Annotated in this window: 17 protein-coding genes; 9 read left to right on the forward strand and 8 right to left on the reverse strand. The window is 72.5% G+C overall.

Annotation, left to right across the window (positions count from 1 at the left end; genetic code table 11):
- Positions 1 to 35: 35 nt before the first annotated feature.
- The gene (locus tag ACZ63E_RS16920) at positions 36 to 740 is read right to left on the reverse strand and encodes a DJ-1/PfpI family protein (protein ID WP_465336903.1); all 705 of its coding nucleotides are present in this window, start codon (positions 738 to 740) and stop codon (positions 36 to 38) included.
- A gap of 97 nt (positions 741 to 837) precedes the next feature.
- Here ACZ63E_RS16920 and ACZ63E_RS16925 point away from each other — a divergent pair, with 97 nt between their 5' ends.
- From ACZ63E_RS16925 to ACZ63E_RS16935, 3 genes are all read left to right on the forward strand, one after another.
- Positions 838 to 1,815, forward strand: a complete 978-nt coding sequence (locus ACZ63E_RS16925) for a GlxA family transcriptional regulator (RefSeq protein ID WP_465312479.1) — start codon at positions 838 to 840, stop codon at positions 1,813 to 1,815.
- A 212-nt stretch (positions 1,816 to 2,027) separates the two neighbouring features.
- Positions 2,028 to 3,632, forward strand: a complete 1,605-nt coding sequence (locus ACZ63E_RS16930) for a YibE/F family protein (protein WP_465336904.1) — start codon at positions 2,028 to 2,030, stop codon at positions 3,630 to 3,632.
- A 73-nt stretch (positions 3,633 to 3,705) separates the two neighbouring features.
- Complete coding sequence (locus tag ACZ63E_RS16935; RefSeq protein WP_465336905.1) at positions 3,706 to 3,951, forward strand: hypothetical protein; 246 nt, start codon at positions 3,706 to 3,708, stop codon at positions 3,949 to 3,951.
- Here the strand turns inward: ACZ63E_RS16935 and ACZ63E_RS16940 are convergent.
- Positions 3,923 to 4,564, reverse strand: coding sequence for a hypothetical protein (locus ACZ63E_RS16940; RefSeq protein WP_465312612.1), 642 nt, complete (start codon positions 4,562 to 4,564; stop codon positions 3,923 to 3,925). The two genes, ACZ63E_RS16935 and ACZ63E_RS16940, sit on opposite strands and share 29 nt — an antisense overlap.
- Before the next feature lie 2 nt (positions 4,565 to 4,566).
- Positions 4,567 to 5,133, reverse strand: a complete 567-nt coding sequence (locus ACZ63E_RS16945) for an MBL fold metallo-hydrolase (RefSeq protein WP_465336906.1) — start codon at positions 5,131 to 5,133, stop codon at positions 4,567 to 4,569.
- Positions 5,134 to 5,280: 147 nt separating this feature from the next.
- On the opposite strand from ACZ63E_RS16945, the gene ACZ63E_RS16950 reads away from it, so the two are divergent.
- From ACZ63E_RS16950 to ACZ63E_RS16965, 4 genes are all read left to right on the forward strand, one after another.
- Positions 5,281 to 6,153, forward strand: coding sequence for a peptidylprolyl isomerase (locus tag ACZ63E_RS16950; protein ID WP_465312483.1), 873 nt, complete (start codon positions 5,281 to 5,283; stop codon positions 6,151 to 6,153).
- Positions 6,153 to 6,932 (forward strand): aminotransferase class IV, encoded by a 780-nt coding sequence (locus ACZ63E_RS16955; protein ID WP_465336907.1) that lies wholly within the window; start codon positions 6,153 to 6,155, stop codon positions 6,930 to 6,932. The genes ACZ63E_RS16950 and ACZ63E_RS16955 overlap by 1 nt, the downstream gene beginning before the upstream one ends.
- 100 nt (positions 6,933 to 7,032) lie before the next feature.
- Entirely contained in the window at positions 7,033 to 7,848 is an 816-nt protein-coding gene (locus ACZ63E_RS16960; protein ID WP_465336908.1) for a LysM peptidoglycan-binding domain-containing protein, read from the forward strand.
- Between the two features lie 95 nt (positions 7,849 to 7,943).
- Complete coding sequence (locus ACZ63E_RS16965) at positions 7,944 to 8,507, forward strand: hypothetical protein (RefSeq protein WP_465336910.1); 564 nt, start codon at positions 7,944 to 7,946, stop codon at positions 8,505 to 8,507.
- 44 nt (positions 8,508 to 8,551) lie between these two features.
- Here ACZ63E_RS16965 and ACZ63E_RS16970 read toward each other — a convergent pair whose 3' ends face one another.
- Positions 8,552 to 9,331, reverse strand: coding sequence for an enoyl-CoA hydratase/isomerase family protein (locus ACZ63E_RS16970; protein ID WP_465336911.1), 780 nt, complete (start codon positions 9,329 to 9,331; stop codon positions 8,552 to 8,554).
- A 73-nt stretch (positions 9,332 to 9,404) separates the two neighbouring features.
- Here ACZ63E_RS16970 and ACZ63E_RS16975 point away from each other — a divergent pair, with 73 nt between their 5' ends.
- Positions 9,405 to 10,238 carry an alpha/beta fold hydrolase gene (locus tag ACZ63E_RS16975; RefSeq protein ID WP_465336912.1) on the forward strand — a complete coding sequence of 278 codons (834 nt, stop codon included), beginning with the start codon at positions 9,405 to 9,407 and terminating at the stop codon, positions 10,236 to 10,238.
- Here ACZ63E_RS16975 and ACZ63E_RS16980 read toward each other — a convergent pair.
- From ACZ63E_RS16980 to ACZ63E_RS16990, 3 genes are all read right to left on the reverse strand, one after another.
- Positions 10,231 to 10,572, reverse strand: coding sequence for a hypothetical protein (locus ACZ63E_RS16980; RefSeq protein WP_465312489.1), 342 nt, complete (start codon positions 10,570 to 10,572; stop codon positions 10,231 to 10,233). The genes ACZ63E_RS16975 and ACZ63E_RS16980 overlap by 8 nt on opposite strands.
- Entirely contained in the window at positions 10,572 to 12,239 is a 1,668-nt protein-coding gene (locus ACZ63E_RS16985) for a hypothetical protein (protein ID WP_465336913.1), read from the reverse strand. The genes ACZ63E_RS16980 and ACZ63E_RS16985 overlap by 1 nt, the downstream gene beginning before the upstream one ends.
- Before the next feature lie 193 nt (positions 12,240 to 12,432).
- Positions 12,433 to 12,861, reverse strand: a complete 429-nt coding sequence (locus tag ACZ63E_RS16990) for a MarR family winged helix-turn-helix transcriptional regulator (protein WP_465312491.1) — start codon at positions 12,859 to 12,861, stop codon at positions 12,433 to 12,435.
- A 51-nt stretch (positions 12,862 to 12,912) separates the two neighbouring features.
- Here ACZ63E_RS16990 and ACZ63E_RS16995 point away from each other — a divergent pair, with 51 nt between their 5' ends.
- Entirely contained in the window at positions 12,913 to 14,181 is a 1,269-nt protein-coding gene (locus tag ACZ63E_RS16995) for an amidohydrolase family protein (RefSeq protein WP_465336914.1), read from the forward strand.
- Here the strand turns inward: ACZ63E_RS16995 and ACZ63E_RS17000 are convergent.
- On the reverse strand, positions 14,178 to 16,532 hold the full coding sequence (locus ACZ63E_RS17000) for a RelA/SpoT family protein (RefSeq protein ID WP_465312493.1): 2,355 nt from the start codon (positions 16,530 to 16,532) through the stop codon (positions 14,178 to 14,180). The two genes, ACZ63E_RS16995 and ACZ63E_RS17000, sit on opposite strands and share 4 nt — an antisense overlap.
- Positions 16,533 to 16,758 lie beyond the last annotated feature (226 nt).

The following is a 16,758-nucleotide window of genomic DNA, read 5'->3' on the forward strand; positions in this document are numbered from 1 at the left end:
TCCCCCGATCACCCGGATGGCCGACGCCGTTGGGCTCACGCGTGGGCGATCAGCTTCGCCAGCAGCTCCGGGTGGTCGGCCAGGCCCGCGCGCAGCGTGTGCTCGCGCAGCGGCTTGAGATCGCCGTACGGCCGGTTGGCCCAGTCCAGGGCGCCCTGCGGCGGCTCCGGGTCGTACTCGATGACGAACTGGACGGTGGTCGCGACCTCCCGGCCGGCCAGCCGTTCCACCAGGTGCAGTGCCAGGTCGATGCCCGCGGAGACACCCGCCGCGGTGATCACGCGGCCGTCTTCGACCCAGCGTCGCGCGACCGGCGTCGCGCCGAGCCCGGCGAGGACCTCGCGGAACATCCAGTGCGTGGTCGCCTCCTTCCCGTCGAGGAGCCCGGCCGCGCCGAGGACCAGCGAGCCGGTGCAGACCGACGTCACCAAATCGGCGCCCGCGGCCGCGGTGCGCAGCCAGGCGAGGAGAGCCTCGTCGGCCATCGCGCGCAGGGTCGGCACGGTGCCGCCGGGCACCAGGACCGCGAACGGCGACGGCACCTCGTCGAACGTGTGGCTCGGGGCGATCCGCAGCGGTGTGTCGGTGTCGACGGCGTCCTTCGCCGCCCCCACCACGACGGTCCGGTAAGCGGGGTCGATCTGGGCCAGCGCGCTGAGCACCTGCAGCGGGCCCACCAGGTCGAGCGGCGTCAGCCCCGGGTACACGACGAAGGCGATGGTCTTCTGCTCATCGGTCATGCCCCGACCTTGGCGGCGCGCGCGACCCGGTGGCACGCGGATGTCCGAAAACCTGCGAACCGCGTCCGAGCGCCGGTCCGGCTGCTAGCGTGCGATCATGGCAGGTTCACCCAGACGGGTCACGATCGTCGGCTTCCCCGACGTCGAGCTGCTGGACATCGCCTGCCCGGCGGACGTGCTCGACGCCGCCAACCGCCACGGCGCGCGCCCGCCGTACGAGATCCGGCTCGCCAACCTCGACGGCCAGGGCATCCGCAGCGGCTCCGGGCTGGTCCTGCAGCCGCACCTGCGGCTCGACCAGGTGGCCGGCGACCTGGACACGCTTGTCGTCGCGGGCGGCTGGGGCAGCACGTCGGCGGCGGCCGACGAGCGCGTGCTCGCCCACGTCCGGCGGCTCGCGCGGACCAGCCGGCGGGTGGCGTCGGTCTGCACCGGCGCCGAGGTGCTGGCCGCGGCGGGCCTGCTCAACGGCCGCCGCGCGACGACCCACTGGCGCTGGGCGGCGAAGCTGGCGGAGGACTACCCGGCGGTGACGGTGGACCCGGTGCCGCTGTACGTCCGGCACGGCAACGTCTACACGGCGGCCGGCGTGACCAGCGGCCTCGACCTGACCCTGGCGCTGGTGGAGGCCGACCACGGGCCGACGCTGGCGCGCGAGGTGGCCCGTTCGCTCGTGACCTACCTGCAGCGGCCGGGGAACCAGGCCCAGGTCAGCCTGTTCCTGGCCGGCCCGCCGCCGGAGCACCGCGAGGTCCGCGACCTCACGGCGTACATCGCCGAGCACCTCGACCACGACCTCGGCACCCCGGCGCTCGCCACCCGCGCCGGGATCAGCGCCCGCCAGCTCACCCGCCTGTTCGACGCCCACCTCGGCACCACCCCCGGCCGGTACGTCCGCACGATCCGCACCGAGCACGCGGCCCGCCTGCTGTCCGGCACCGACCTGCCCCTGGCCACGATCGCCCGCCGCTGCGGCTTCGGCTCGACCGAAACCCTCCGGCAGGCCTTCCTCGACCACTTCGACACCCCGCCGTCGGCCTACCGCCGCGTCCACGTCCGGCAGGCCTACGGCTGACCCCCGTGTCGTCCACCCGGGTACGCGTGTCGTCCGGCTGGGTACGCGTGTCGTCCGGCTGGGTACGCGTGTCGTCCATCGGCGTACCGGACGACACGCGTACCTGAACGGACGACACGCGTACACCGGCGGACGACACGGCGCATCCGGACGAACCGGGCCGTCGGCGGCCCCTTGCGTGAGGCGCGCGGTCCCGCTGTCAGGATGTGCGGGTGGACCGCCCCGACCTCGACGACGACGAAACCGGCCCGATTCGCCGGGTCACCGACGAGGTGTCCCCTTCCGCGGCCCGCGGGACGTCCGGAACGCCGGGTACGCCCCGGAAACCGGCCCGCCGGACACCCCCGGAAGGCACCCGCCGCGCGGCCGACGCCCCGCGCCGGGCCGACACCGGGCCGCAGCGGGTTCCCACCGGCGCAAAACGAGCCGAGAACGGCGCCCGGCGGCTTCCCGAAGACGGCCGCGCCGACACCGGCCCCCAGCGCGCCGCACGGCGTGGAGACACCGGGCCGCAGCGAGCCGCCGGAGCCCGGCCCCGCACCGCGAAGCAACCCGAGCCCACCGCCCCGGAAGCCGGACACGGGCACGGCCACGGTCACGGACACGGCCCCGCCGCCCCGGCGTCCCGTCGCGTCCGGCTGCTGCTGATCTGGCTGCTGGCGCCCCTCGCGCTAGCGACGGTCATCGGCATGATCGTGCTCTACCCCTGGGGCAAGGCCGACCCGACGAGCGTCGTCCCGCAGGGCACGCCCGTCGCCGCGAACATCACCGCCACCAACACCGGTCCCTGCCTCGCCCAGGGCCAGGTCCAGGTCGGCGACCAGACGGACCCGAACGCCAAACCCTGCCTGACCGTCGACCTCACGATGACCGACGGCCCGGCGAACGGGAAGCAGCTGAAGCTGACTGTCCCGATCGAGCCCAGCACCCCGCGCTTCACCGCCGGGGACGCCGTGGTGCTCGCCTACAACGGCGGGAACGCGGCCGACCCGGCGAGCTTCCAGCTGGTCGACTTCCAGCGCGGCACCCCGCTGCTCGTGCTGGCCGCGCTCTTCGCGGTCGCCGTGCTGGTGCTCGGCCGCTGGCAGGGCCTGGCCGCGCTGGCCGCGCTGGGCCTGTCCTTCGTCGTGATCGCCCTGTTCATCCTCCCGGCCATCCTCGCCGGGGAAAACCCGCTGGTCGTGGCCATCGCCGGCGCGGGCGCGATCATGTTCATCGCGCTCTACCTGACGCACGGGCTGTCGGCGAGAACGTCCGCGGCCGTGCTCGGCACGCTCGTCAGCCTCGCGCTCATCGGGGTGCTGTCGGCGATCTTCTCGGCCGCCGCGTCGCTGACCGGGCTCGACGACAGCACGTCGACGCTGATCGGCTCGCTCGGCCACGGCATCGACGCGCGCGGCCTGCTCCTCGCCGGCGTGGTGATCGGCGCGCTCGGCGTGCTCGACGACGTCACGGTCACCCAGACCAGCGCCGTCTGGGAGCTCCGGCGGGCCAACCCGGACCTGAGCTGGCAGGAGCTGTACCGCTCCGGGCTGCGGATCGGCCGGGACCACGTCGGCTCGGCGGTCAACACGCTCGTCATGGCCTACGCCGGGGCCGCGCTGCCGGTGCTGCTGTACTCGTCGATCTCGGGGGTCGGGCTGGGCGCGCTGCTCGGCAGCGAGGAGATCGCGCAGGAGATCATCCGGACGCTCGCGGGCAGCGTCGGCATCGTGGCGGCCGTCCCGGTGACGACCGTCCTGTCCGCGCTGATCGCCTCACGAGAGCCCGCGACGTACCTCAGCAGCACCACGAAGGCCGTTCCGTCCCACCCGTAACACGAGCGCACCCCGACCGCACCGGACCAGCGAGAACGCGGTAGGAAGGCGGCAGCCGACCCGGGGAGACGCCATGTTCGTGCTGTTCGGCCCGCGCCAGCTCGTGCGCGGGACGCTGCGGCTGGTCACCGCCACCGTCCAGGCCGTCGAATCCCTGCCGCGGATCGCGGCCGCCCTCGAAGACATCCGCGCCACCGTGCAGCACGTCGAACGCCTCGCCGGCTACATCGCCCAGGAGCTCCCCGAGCTCGCCTACCAGCTCGAACAGCTCCGCAAGGAGAACGACGAGCTCAGTCGAGAGTCGCCACGAACCGGCTGACGGCCTCCATCGTGAAGCGCTGCACGTACTTGCCCGACGGCGCCACCGACGCCAGCCGGTAGAGCGGCCGGTCGGCCACGCCGGTGCCGCGCGCCTCCGCCTTGAGCTCGGCGACCAGCAGCTCCCCGAACACGAGGCCGTTCGCCTCGGTGTTGTTCATCAGCGCGTTCGCCAGCTTCCGCAGCTGCAGGATGCCCAGCTCGCGCCCGCCGGTCCCGGAGAACACCGCGAGGTCCACCTTCGCCACCTTGCCCCGCTGCCCGGCGTTGACGAGCAGGCTGACCGTGCGCGAGCCCCGGACGTCGCCGACGACGAGGTCGAGGCGGGTCGCGGCGACCAGGTCGACCCGGCGCAGCCCCCAGGTGCGCACCAGCAGCGTCGAGCCCTCCAGCCAGACGCGGCGCCGGATGCTGACCGCCATCACGTACAGCAGTGGCAGGGCGATCACCAGCGCGACGACCAGCCCGGTCACCGTGCCGCCGATCAGCCCGGCGATCCCGCCGAACGCGGCGGCGACGATCACCGCGCCGATCAGCCCCGAGATCCCGCGGCGACGGCGGCCGCGCGGGTCCTCCTCGAACAGCGCCAGGCGCTCGGACGTCTCTTCGGCCATGCTCACGCCCCCGTCCCGGCCAGGAACGGGTTGCCCGCGCGCTCCCGGCCGATCGTCGTCGCCGGGCCGTGGCCCGGCAGCACCACCGTGTCGTCCGGGAAGCTCGCGAGCAGGTCCCGCACCGCCTCCGGGTCGGCGCCGCGGCCGACCGACCCCGCGAACAGCGTGTCGCCGGTCAGCGCGAGCCGGCCGCCTTCGGCCGTCGCCAGGCTCAGCACGACCGAGCCGGGCGTGTGCCCGGGGACGTGCCGGACGTCGACGTCGAGCCCGGCGAAGCCGCCCGTCTGGAGCGGGACGCTGTCGCCGTCGTAGAGCTGGGCGTCGAGGGGGTGCAGGTGCAGCGGGACGCCGTGGTCGGCCGACAGCGCGGCGGCCGAGGCGACGTGGTCGGGGTGCCCGTGGGTGGCCACGAGCGCCGCCGGGACCAGCCGGTGCTCGGCGAGCGCGGCGGCCAGCCCAGCCGCGACGTCCTGCCCGGGATCCACGACCACACAGGGCCCGCCGGCGGCCTCCGCCAGCAGGTAGCAGTTGGCCTGCAGCGGGCCGCTGCCGAACCCGACGACGAGCACCGAACGCCTCCCGGACTTCCGCGCCGGATGGCGCCGATCACGATCGGGTTGAGACTAGCGGGCCCTGTACATGGTCCTCACAGGCTGTGCCCATACACTGCCGCTACCTCAGACGTGTGACACGAGCGGAAACCTGGAGGGTACGGGGTGGCGACCAACCAGCAGCGCCGCGAAGCTGCGAAGCGCAAACTCGAGCGGCAGCTCGAGCGCCGATTGGAGCAGCAGAAGCGACGCAGGAGGATCGGCGCTGGTGTGGTCGGTGTGGCCGTCCTCGTCGTCGCGGGTGTCGTGGTGTGGATCGTGAGCGCGAACGGCGGCGAGAACACCGACACCGCCGCGTCGTCCTCGGCCGCTCCGCCGCCGACCGAAGTCCAGATCCCGACGCAGCGCACCGCGCTGCCGAAGCGGTCCGCGGCGCTGCCGAACCCGACGACGTGCGACTTCAAGGCCGACACGACCGGCAAGGCGCCGAAGAAGGTGAACCTGCCCGACGGCAAGAACGTCGCGTCGACCGGCACGGTGAACGTGACGCTGAAGAGCACGGCGGGCGACATCCCGCTGACGCTCGACCGGGCGCTCGCGCCGTGCGCGGTGCAGAGCTTCGTCAGCCTCGCGAAGCAGAACTTCTACAACGACACCATGTGCCACCGGCTCGGCACCGAGGGCCTGCAGATGCTGCAGTGCGGTGACCCGTCGGCCACCGGCGACCCGACCCAGGACGGGCAGGGCGGCCCCGGTTACACGATGCCGGACGAGGCGTTCCCGGAGATCAAGTACGGCCGCGGCATCCTCGCGATGGCGAAGACGCAGGCCCCGAACTCCGGCGGCAGCCAGTTCTTCATGGTCTACGGCAGCGCCGAAGGCCTCCCGGCGGACTACTCGGTGTTCGGCAGCATCAGCGACGAGGGCCTGAAGGTACTCGACGCGGTGGCCAAGGCCGGCATCGCGAACCCGAACCCGCAGGACGGGACCGGGGCGCCGACCAAGCAGGTGAAGTTCACGGGCGTCACCGTCCAGTAGTGGCGGTCCGCTCCGAGCTGAACGGGGTCCCGCTCGGCCCGGACGCTGCCGTCGCGGCGATGACCTCCTACGGTCACTTCACCGCGATGCAGGTCCGGGACGGGCGGGTCCGCGGGCTCGCCCACCACCTCGACCGGCTCACCACGAGCACCCGCCTGCTGTTCGGCGCGGAGCTCGACGTCGGGCAGGTGCGGTCCTACGTCCGCCAGGCGATCGCGGACGAGCCGGCGCTTTCGGTCCGGGTCCTGGTGCTCACGCGGTCGTTCGACGAGCCGATGACCCCGGAGATCCTGGTCCGCACCCTGCCGCCGCACCCGGTCGACCCGGCGCCGCTGCGCCTGCGGACGGTGCGGTACCAGCGGGATCTGCCGCAGGTGAAGCACCTCGGCACGTTCGGCCTGATCCACCACTCGCGGCAGGCCGAGCTCGCCGGGTACGACGACGCGCTGTTCGTCGATCCCGAAGGCCGGATCAGCGAGGCTTCGGTGTGGAACGCGGCGTTCCTGGCCGGCGACACGGTCGTCTGGCCGGACGCCGAAGTCCTGCCCGGCATCACGATGTTGGTACAGCAGGAAGCCCTGCGCCGCCTCGGCGTCCCGCAGGAGACCCGGGAGGTCCGGCCCGCCGACCTGCCCGGGTTCGACGCGATGGTCCTGACGAACTCCGAGACGCCGGGCCGCGCGGTCGCTTCGGTGGACGACTTCGTGCTGCCGCCCGCGGACCGCGCCGTGAAGCTGCTCGCGGAGGCCTACGAAACGGTGGCCTGGGACCGGATCTGACCCGTCCCGCCCGTCGTGATCTGAACCGCGCCCGCGCCCGCCCCGTGTTAGAGGGGTTACACCGGGACCCGCCGGGGTCACCGGGGAGAGGGTGCCGACGATGGTCGAAAACCGGGTTCCCGGGGTGCGCCGCGCGCTCGGGCGGGCCGCGCAGGCCGGCTGTGCCGGGGTGCTCGTCGCCGTGTTCGCCGGCGGCCTCGCCCTCGCGCAGACCACGCCGGCCGCGCCACCGCCGTCGGTCAAGTACTACGTCGTCCCACACGCCGACAACCCCGACGACATCACGCTGTTCAAGATCGCCGAACGCGCGCTCGGCGACGGGCGGCGGTTCCCCGAGATCTTCCGGCTCAACCAGGGCCGCCCGCGGCCCGACGGGACGCCGTTCACCGACGCCACGGCGATCGAACCCGGCCAGGTGCTTCAGCTGCCCGAGGACGCCAAGGACCCCGCGGTGCAGTTCGGTCCCCTGCCGCCGATGCCGCCCGTCGCCGCCCCGGTGGCGCCGCCGCCCGCGGAAACGTCCGACGGCCTCGGGATCGGGCTGGCGTCGGCCGTCAGCGGCACCGGCGGCCTGCTGACCGGCCTGATCGCCGGGCTCTGGTGGCGGCGCCGCCCGCGGCTCGTCCCACCGCCGCCGTTCGAGCCGGTCGAGCACCACGAAGACGACGACGGGTCCGGCTCGGTCAGCGGCACGCTCCCCATGCCGGTCGTGGTCCCCCAGCCGCGCCCGGACTTCGTGCTGCGCGAGGAGCCGATCACGGCAGAGCACGCGATCATCGTGCTCGACACGGCCGAGACCCAGGTGGTCGCCGCGGTCCGGCCGGGCTCGCAGTTCCGGTTCCGGCTCGACCGGGAGCCGGGTTTCGCGGACGCTTCGACCGTGCTGGTCGTCGACAACGAGAGCGACGGATCGTGACCGCGTGGCGTGCGTGCGGCGTCACCCTGCGCTGAACGGATCAACCGGGGCCGGAACACTGGCCATCGGGCGGCCGGTTTCGCGATAGTCGTCTGATGACCTCGGATCCGTACGGCACTCTGCGGAAGACGCTGTGGATCGGCGGCGCCCCGTGGACCGGGAAGTCCACCGTGGCCCGGCTGCTGGCCGAGCGGCACGGGCTGACGATCTACCACCACGACCAGCGGACCCGGCCCGCGGACGCGCAGCCGTCCGACGTCCCGGCCGGCGACCAGCTGACCGCGATGGTGACCGAGTTCCGGCGCCGCTTCGGCTGGGCGCTCGACGAGCTGGGCGCGCTGACGTCGCCGCGGCCGATCGTCGCCGAGGGCCGGGGGCTGCGGCCGGAGCTGGTCGCGCCGCTGGTGGACTCGCCGCGCCGGATGGTGGTGCTCGTGCCGACCGAGCTGTTCCGCCAGCACCAGCTGCGGCACCGGCCGGAGGAGCCCGAGATCCCGGCGCAGCGGACCCGGCTGACCCGCGACCGGATGCTCGCCGCCCAGGTCGTCCGGTCGGCGCGGGAGCTCGGCATCCGCGTCCTCGAGATCGACGGCCGCCTCGACCCCGCCGGCGTGACCGACGTCGTCGCCGAGCACTTCCGGGAATACCTGGATGCCTGAGGACCGGTACCGAGTCCGATGTGGACGGATGGTCGCGGCGACGGTCAGCGGTGGGTGAACCGCGGCGGGCGCCGCTCGAGGAAGGCCGCGACGCCCTCCGCGTAGTCCTCGCCGTGCAGGGCCTCGGACCGGATCTCCTCGACCTCCGCGTCCGGCGTCTCCTGGCCGGCGACGATCTTCTCGATGATCCGGTTCATCCCGCGGATCGACGCCTGCGAACGCGAGCACAACGTCGAGACGAACTCCGACGTCGAGGATTCCAGCGAAGCAGCGGGAAAGACGTCGTTGAGCAGGCCGATCTCGCGCGCCCGGGCGGCGGTGATCAGCTCGCCGGAGAGCAGGAAGTACTTGGCGTGCGCCGGCCCGACCAGCGAGACCAGCTGGCGTGTCGAGTCGAAGTGGTAGACGATGCCGAGCTTCGCCGGGGTGATGCCGAAGCGCGCGCCCTCGGCGGCGAACCGGAAGTCGCACGCGACCGAGACCTGGCAGCCGCCGCCGATGCAGTTGCCCTGGATCATCGCGACCGACGGCTTCCGCATCGCGGTCAACGCGGCGACCGCGCCCTCGACCGCCTTGTCGTAGCGCGCCGCGCCGTCCGCCGTGGTGCGCAGCTCGCCGAACTCGCTGATGTCCGCGCCGGCGGAGAAGTGCTTGCCGGCGCCCGCGATCACCAGCACCTTGAGCGCCGGGTCGGCCTCCACCTCGGCCACGACGTCCGGGATCGCCGACCACATGCCGTAGGTGATCGCGTTCATCTTCTCGGGCCGGTTCAGCGTGAGCCGGGCGACTTCGCCGTCGCGCGTCAGGTCGAATCCGTCGGTCATGTCCGGCACACTAGCTTCTCGCCCTGAGCGAAAACCGCACTGTGTGACCCGGTCGTGTGGCTAGCTTGGGACCATGGCGACGATCGATGTGAACGGGACGGCGTTCGGCTACGACGAAGCGGGTGAGGGGCCCGCGGTCGTCCTGCTGCACGCCGCGATCGGCGACCGCCGGATGTGGGAGGCCCAGTTCACCACGCTCGCCGCCACCCACCGGGTGATCCGCTACGACCGCCGCGGCTTCGGCGAGACGGCCGGGGTCGGCGAACACGCCCACTACGAAGACCTGCTGGCGCTGCTCGATGCCCGGGGGATCGAGCAGGCGACGCTGGTCGGGGCGTCGATGGGCGGGGCGTGCTCGCTGGACGCCGCGCTCGCCGCGCCGGAGCGGATCACCCGGCTCGTGCTGCTCGGCTCCGGCCTCACCGGGCACACCTGGCCGGACCACATGCAGGCCGACATCACCCGGCTGACGGCCGAGGCCGTCCCGGCCGACCGCCTGGCCCGGTACGCCGCGCGCGAGGGTGACGTCGACCCGGCCGACGTCCGGGCCATGGCGGAGGCCAACATCCGCTACCTGGTGGCCGGCCCGGAGCGGGACGTGTCCGTGCTGCCCGCCGAGATGCTGGCCCTGGTAAGGGAAATGTGCGAGCAGGTGTACCGCCACGACTGGACCACTCCACAGTGGACGGAGCGGATCCCGGACACCCGCCACCGGCTGGCCGAGATCACCACACCCGCCACGGTGGTGATCGGGACGGCGGACGCGCGCGGGCTGGTGGAGCTGTCGGAGCACTTGGCGGAGTCGCTGCCGAACGCCGAGCTCGTCGAGCTGCCCGACACCGGCCACCTGCCGTCGATGGAACGCCCGGACGAAGTCAACACCTTGCTGCGCAAGGTGCTCAGCTGAAGATCTTCTGCACCTGGTCCGAGATCTTCGCGACCAGCTCGGAGAACTGCGCCAGCCCGCCCAGCAGGCCCTTGACCTTGTCCCAGCGGCTGCGCACCACGGCCGGCTCGGCGGTGTCGCCCGCGCGCAGGTCGGCCGAGAGGTCGGTCAGCGTGTCCTCCAGCACCTCCTGCTTCGCGAGGTCCTTGCCGCGCACCTCGGCGCTCAGCCGCTCGACCAGCTCCAGCAGGGACGAGACGGTGGCCTCGGCGGCGCCGCCCTCGATGCCGGTCTGGGTGATCCGGCCCGAGTTGTCCCCGCCGATGCTCACCTTGTTCGTGATCCGGTGTCCCATCAGGCCTCCGTCCTGGCCAGGCGGCCGGGCGCCCGCGGCGGGCGCGGGCCGCGCTGCCCGGTCTGGGTGATCGGGGCGCGGTTGTCGCCGCCGATGGTGATGTCGTTGGTGATCACGACCGCCGCCTGCTCGTCGAACTTCGCCGTCGAGAACCCGGCGTCGCCCAGCAGCTTGCCGATGGTCGGCAGGAGCCGGCTTTCGATGATCTTCTCGTACCGCTCGATGTCGACGAGCTGGAAGTAGTCGGTGAACAGGTTCACCGACGCGAGCTCGCGCAGGGTGCTCGAGGCGCCGTACCGGTCCGGGTCGAGGACACCGGGTTCACGCTTCGGCTGCCGGATCCACGACGCGAGGTTGGCGATCCGGCCGGGTAGGCCGGCCGGCATCTCCAGCCAGGCCAGCAGTCCCTGCCCGAGCGGGCGCAGCGAGTCCGGTCGCATCTTGTCGACCACGCGGTAGTCCGCGCGGATCGGCGGCAGCATGAACGGCGTCCACTCGACGTACAGCGTCGTGTCGTCCACGGCGGCGTGCAGGAACGTCGTGAGCACCAGGTCCCGGTCCCAGGTCTCGACCTGGAAGCACAGGTAGTAGCGCGCCCATTCCCGGGGCTCCCTCCGGATCCGGTCGACACCGGCCTCGGTCAGCCGGGTGTGCGGCGGGCGCCCGACGTCCGGCAGGCAGGCCGCGGCGTCCGGTTCCCCGAGGTGGTCGATGAGCTCGGCGGCCGGGGTGAACACCGCCTCGGTCACGGTCAGCGCGCCCAGCCGCCGGTCCGGCGACAGCGAAGCCGACTCGCGCAGGTGCGCGATCGCCTCGCGGATCCCGCCGTACAACGTTTCGGTGGTGAGCTCCGGCCGCGTTTCCGGGTCGGTTTCGTCGTCTTCCAGGCGTTCCAGCGGAATCGCCATCGACCACGCGGCGCGGCGGAACCCGGCGCCCACGAACGGGTTGTACCCGCGGTAGACCACCAGTGGCGCGCCGGGGGTCCCGGCGAACTCGTCCTCGCGCTGGTACCGCTCGAGCTGCCCGCGGAAGTCTTCGGTGAACAGCCCGGTGAGGGTGCCGCCCGCCGACGGCGTGGCGTTGCGCTTGAAGCGCGTCGTCAGCAGGTTCCACAGGGACCAGCGCTCGATCGTGACGACCACCAGCACCACCAGGGCCAGCACGACACCGATGACGGTCCGGGCGGTGTCGCTGCCCGCCGAGGCGTCGTAGTAGTCGTCGTAGGAGTAGTCCGAGACGTACCGGCCGCCGCCGAAGATCTCGTCCGAGTAGACGAACACCAGGATCCCGGCGACCACGACGATCCCGAGCAGGGCCACCGTTTTCGGGTTCACCGACCGCTGCGACGCGAACGCCGTCTTCCCCGGCTGCGCGACCACGAGCACCACCGACAGCACGATCCAGCCGTAGAGCAGCGGGTTGTCCCACGACAGCCCGATGACGACGGCCATGAGCGCCACCAGAAGGCCGTCGTAGTTCTTCCGGCGGGCGCGCGCCCGCACCGCTTCGGTGAGCACGCGGCCGGCGTCGAGCCCCGGCGACGGCGGCACCGGCCGGGTGGGCTCGACGAGGAACTCGGTGATCGCCCGTTTGCTGTAACCGGGGTCGAGGTAGGACGCCGCGCAGAGGTAGCGCGTGGTGTCGTCGGCCGAGCCAGAGGACATGCTCGCTCCCTCGCGAATTCCGGAACGGGGACCTGCAATTTGCAGAAAGTAGCATGCGCAACCGGGACAGGTGACGGCATTTCGGGCAATGCCGCCGGGACGCCTACGACACCAGCTTCGCGGTGAGCTCGTCGCGACGTCCGAAGTGGACCGACCGGCCCGGGTGCCGCACATTTCCACTGGTCGTCCTGGTCTACCCGGGCTCGACCACCTGCTCGCTCCATGCCCGGATCGCCTCGGCCTGCTCAGGCGTGAGCCCGTCGAGGACGAGCCTCCGGACATTGGCGCCGTGGGCCCGGGTGGCCGCCTCCGCCGTCCGACGCCCCTCGGCGGTCAGCTCGACGCCTGTCCGGCGACCGGTGGCGCCGGCCTCGGTCCTGGTCACCAGGCCACGGCTCTCCATCCGCGTCAGCAGGTGCGCGACCCGGCTCTTCTCCCAGTCGAGCGCGTCGGCCAGTTCCCCGACGCGCATCGGCCCGACCAGCGTCCGCAGCACGCTGAACTCGGCCTTCGAGATGCCGCAGTCGCGCTGCAGCCCGCGGTCGAGCTCCTCGACGAGCAGCCGGTGCGCGCGCATCCAGGTGTTCCAGAACGCCCAGTCCTCGGTGCTCATCTCCGCCATGGCGACAGCTTACGCTAGAGTTGATGCATCAACTCTTGGGGAAGGACACCGATGAAGACACTTGTCCAGGGCGCCATGGTGGTCAGCGTGGATCCCGCCGTGGGGACACTCCCCCGCGGTGACGTGCTCATCGAGGACGGCCGGATCGCCGCGGTCGGCTCGGGCCTCGACGCGGCCGGGGCCGAGGTCGTCGAGGCCGCGGGCAAGATCGTGCTGCCCGGTTTTGTGGACACGCACCGGCACACCTGGCAGACGGCGTTCCGCGGCCTCGGCGCCGACTGGACGTTCGACCAGTACCGCGTCGCGATGCACGGCACGCTCAAGCCCCACTACCGGCCCGAAGACGTCCACCTGGGCAACCTCCTCGGGCGCCTCGATGCGCTGTCGAGCGGCGTCACGACCATGCTCGACTGGTTCCACTGCGCCGACCGCCCGGAGAACGCCGACGCCGCGATCGCGGCCCTGCGCGAGGCGCCCGGGCACTCGATCTTCTGCTACGGCGCCGCGGGGCCGGACATCGAGCCGGAGATCCGGCGAGTGCGGGAAGTGCTGCCCGGCGAAGACCTGGCGCTCGGCCTGCGCGGCCCGGTCATGTCCACAATGGACGAAACAGCCATGGACGTCGCGCTGGCCCGGGAGCTCGGGCTCCCGGTGAGCATGCACGTCCACGGCACCGGCGGCTGGGGGCACGGCGACCGGCCGATCGCCGCGATGGCCGAGCGCGGGCTGCTCGACGACCGCACGACCGTCGTGCACGGCAACGGCCTCTCCGACGACCAGCTGGTGATGCTCGCCGACGCGGGCGGCTCGGTGTCGATCAGCCCGGACGTCGAGCTGAAAATGGGCTTCGAGCCGCTGATCACCGGCCGGGCACTGGCCGCCGGGCTCCGCCCGTCACTCTCGATCGACGACTGCCCGTCCGCCGGTGGCGACATGTTCGGCGCGCTGCGCACCGCGATGGCCGCCGAGCGCGGCCGCGTCACGAGCCGGGACTTTCTCGCGTTCGCCACGATCGACGGGGCGCGGGCTCTCGGCCGCGCGGCCCGGACCGGCAGCATCACCGTCGGCAAGGACGCCGACCTCGTCCTGCTCGACGCCGAGGACCTCTCGATCTTCCCGGTGGGCGACGCGTGCGGCACGATCGTCGCCGCGGGCCACCCGGGCCTCGTGGACAGCGTCTTCGTCGCCGGGAAGGCGGTCAAGCGCGACGGGAAGCTGCTCGGCGTCGACCTGCCGGCCTTGCGCGACCGGCTGCTGGAGTCGCGCGACCGGATCGCCGCGGCCGCCGGGATCGCGGTCGACGGATCGTGGTCGCCCTAGGAAGCCGAGGTCACGCGGTAGACGTCGTAGACGCCTTCCACGCCGCGGACCACCTTGAGGACGTGGCCGAGGTGCTTCGGGTCGCCCATCTCGAACGAGAAGCGGCTGACCGCGACCCGGTCGCGGGACGTGGTCACCGACGCCGAGAGGATGTTGACCTTCTCGTCGGCCAGCACCTTCGTCACGTCCGAGAGGAGGCGGTGCCGGTCGAGCGCCTCGACCTGGATGGCCACCAGGAACACCGAAGAAGCCGAGGGCGCCCACTCGACCTCGACCAGCCGCTCGGGCTGGGACTGCAGGTCGCCGGCGTTGGTGCAGTCGGTGCGGTGCACCGAAACGCCGCCGCCGCGGGTGACGAACCCGAGGATCTCGTCGCCCGGCACCGGGGTGCAGCAGCGGGCCAGCTTGGCCCAGACGTCGCTCGCGCCCTTGACGACCACGCCGACGTCGTTGGAGCCGCGGCGGCGGGTGACCGTGGACGGCGTCGCGCGCTCGGCGAGCTCCTCCTCCGCCGCGTCGACCCCGCCGATGAGCGCCACCAGCCGCTGCACGACGTGCTTCGCGCTGGTGTGGCCCTCCCCGACCGCCGCATACAGCGACGAGATGTCGGCGTGGCGCAGCTCGGTGGCGACCGCGCCCATCGACTCCGCGGAGACCAGCCGCTGGATCGGCAGGCCGACCTTGCGGATCTCCTTGGTGATCGCTTCCTTGCCGCCTTCGATCGCCTCGTCGCGGCGTTCCTTGGCGAACCACTGCCGGATCTTGGCGCGCGCCTTCGGCGAGCCGGCGAACTGCAGCCAGTCCCGCGACGGCCCGGCGTTCTCCGCCTTCGACGTGAAGATCTCGACGGACTCGCCGTTCTCCAGCTTCCGCTCGAGCGCGACCAGGCGGCCGTTGACCCGGGCGCCGATGCACCGGTGCCCGACCTCGGTGTGCACGGCGTAGGCGAAGTCGACCGGCGTGGAGTCCACGGGCAGCGTGATGACGTCGCCCTTGGGCGTGAAGACGAAGATCTCGCGCGAGGCCAGCTCGTAGCGCAGCGACTCGAGGAAGTCGCCCGGGTCCGCCGCTTCCCGCTGCCAGTCGAGGAGCTGGCGCATCCACGCCATCTCGTCGACGTCCATGGCATTGCCGTTGTGCGTGCCCTTGGTTTCCTTGTACCGCCAGTGCGCGGCGATGCCGTACTCGGCCGTGCGGTGCATCTCGTAGGTGCGGATCTGCACTTCGAGCGGCTTGCCGTCCGGGCCGATCACCGTGGTGTGCAACGACTGGTAGACGCCGAACCGCGGCTGCGCGATGTAGTCCTTGAACCGGCCGGGCACCGGCTGCCACAGCGCGTGGACGACACCCATCGCGGCGTAGCAGTCACGCACGTCCTCGACCAGGATCCGGACGCCGACCAGGTCGTGGATGTCGTCCAGGTCGCGGCCGCGGACGATCATCTTCTGGTGGATCGAGTAGTAGTGCTTCGGCCGGCCCTCGACCTTCGCGGTGATCCGCGACGAGACGAGGTTGCTGGTCAGGTCGGTGATGACCGAGCGCAGGTAGATGTCGCGCGACGGCGCGCGGTCGGCGACCAGGCGCACGATCTCGTCGTACTTCTTCGGCTGCAGGATGGCGAACGCGAGGTCCTCCAGCTCCCACTTCACCGTGGCCATGCCGAGCCGGTGCGCGAGCGGGGCGAGGACTTCGAGCGTCTCGCGGGCCTTGCGGGCCTGCTTCTCCGGCGGCAGGAAACGCATGGTGCGCATGTTGTGCAGCCGGTCGGCGAGCTTGATGACCAGGACGCGGGGGTCCTTGGCCATCGCGATGACCATCTTGCGGATGGTCTCGGCCTCGGCGGACGTGCCGAGCTTGACCTTGTCCAGCTTCGTGACGCCGTCGACCAGCTCGGCGACCTTCTCGCCGAAGTCGGCCTTCAGGCTCTCGACCGCGTAGCCGGTGTCCTCGACGGTGTCGTGCAGCAGCGCCGCGACGAGCGTCGTGGTGTCCATGCCCAGCTCGGCGAGGATGGTCGCGACGGCGAGCGGGTGGGTGATGTAGGGGTCGCCGGACTTGCGCCGCTGGTTCCGGTGCAGCTCCTCGGCGACGTCGTACGCGCGCTGCAGGAGGCCCAGGTCGGCGTTCGGGTGCAGCTCGCGGTGGATGACGGCGAGGGGCTCGAGGACCTGCTTGACCGGGGCGGCGCGCTGCGCGGTGATGCGCCGGGCGAGGCGGGCGCGCACCCGCCGGGTGGCGGACGGGTTCGGCGCCGCGCCGTTCGGCTTCGGCGGCGCGGGCTGTGCCGCCGCCTGCCCGTTCTGCGGGGCGCCCTCCTGCGCGGGCACCGCGGCGTCGAGCTCCTGGCTCACCCGCACCTCCTGCTGCTCGTGCGGCCTTCGAACCACCAGGGTAGCCGTTGCGTCTCGTGGCCCTGTCGGGTGCGCCCGTTCAGGGGGATCACAACACCCTCACCAGCAGCTTCTCCCCTACCGGAGTGGGGGGGGGGGGGGGGGGGGGGGGGGGGGGGGGGGGGGGGGGGGGGGGGGGGGGGGGGGGGGGGGGGGGGGGGGGGAGGGGGGGGGGAGGTGGGGGGAG

Source organism: Amycolatopsis sp. NPDC104819, assembly GCF_055583145.1.

Coding starts and splice junctions, on each gene's coding strand:
- ACZ63E_RS16920 (WP_465336903.1), bottom strand. CDS start 740: ATGACCGATGAGCAGAAGACCATCGCCTTCGTCGTGTACCCGGGGCTG.
- ACZ63E_RS16925 (WP_465312479.1), top strand. CDS start 838: ATGGCAGGTTCACCCAGACGGGTCACGATCGTCGGCTTCCCCGACGTC.
- ACZ63E_RS16935 (WP_465336905.1), top strand. CDS start 3,706: ATGTTCGTGCTGTTCGGCCCGCGCCAGCTCGTGCGCGGGACGCTGCGG.
- ACZ63E_RS16940 (WP_465312612.1), bottom strand. CDS start 4,564: ATGGCCGAAGAGACGTCCGAGCGCCTGGCGCTGTTCGAGGAGGACCCG.
- ACZ63E_RS16960 (WP_465336908.1), top strand. CDS start 7,033: ATGGTCGAAAACCGGGTTCCCGGGGTGCGCCGCGCGCTCGGGCGGGCC.
- ACZ63E_RS16965 (WP_465336910.1), top strand. CDS start 7,944: ATGACCTCGGATCCGTACGGCACTCTGCGGAAGACGCTGTGGATCGGC.
- ACZ63E_RS16970 (WP_465336911.1), bottom strand. CDS start 9,331: ATGACCGACGGATTCGACCTGACGCGCGACGGCGAAGTCGCCCGGCTC.
- ACZ63E_RS16975 (WP_465336912.1), top strand. CDS start 9,405: ATGGCGACGATCGATGTGAACGGGACGGCGTTCGGCTACGACGAAGCG.
- ACZ63E_RS16980 (WP_465312489.1), bottom strand. CDS start 10,572: ATGGGACACCGGATCACGAACAAGGTGAGCATCGGCGGGGACAACTCG.
- ACZ63E_RS16985 (WP_465336913.1), bottom strand. CDS start 12,239: ATGTCCTCTGGCTCGGCCGACGACACCACGCGCTACCTCTGCGCGGCG.
- ACZ63E_RS16990 (WP_465312491.1), bottom strand. CDS start 12,861: ATGGCGGAGATGAGCACCGAGGACTGGGCGTTCTGGAACACCTGGATG.
- ACZ63E_RS16995 (WP_465336914.1), top strand. CDS start 12,913: ATGAAGACACTTGTCCAGGGCGCCATGGTGGTCAGCGTGGATCCCGCC.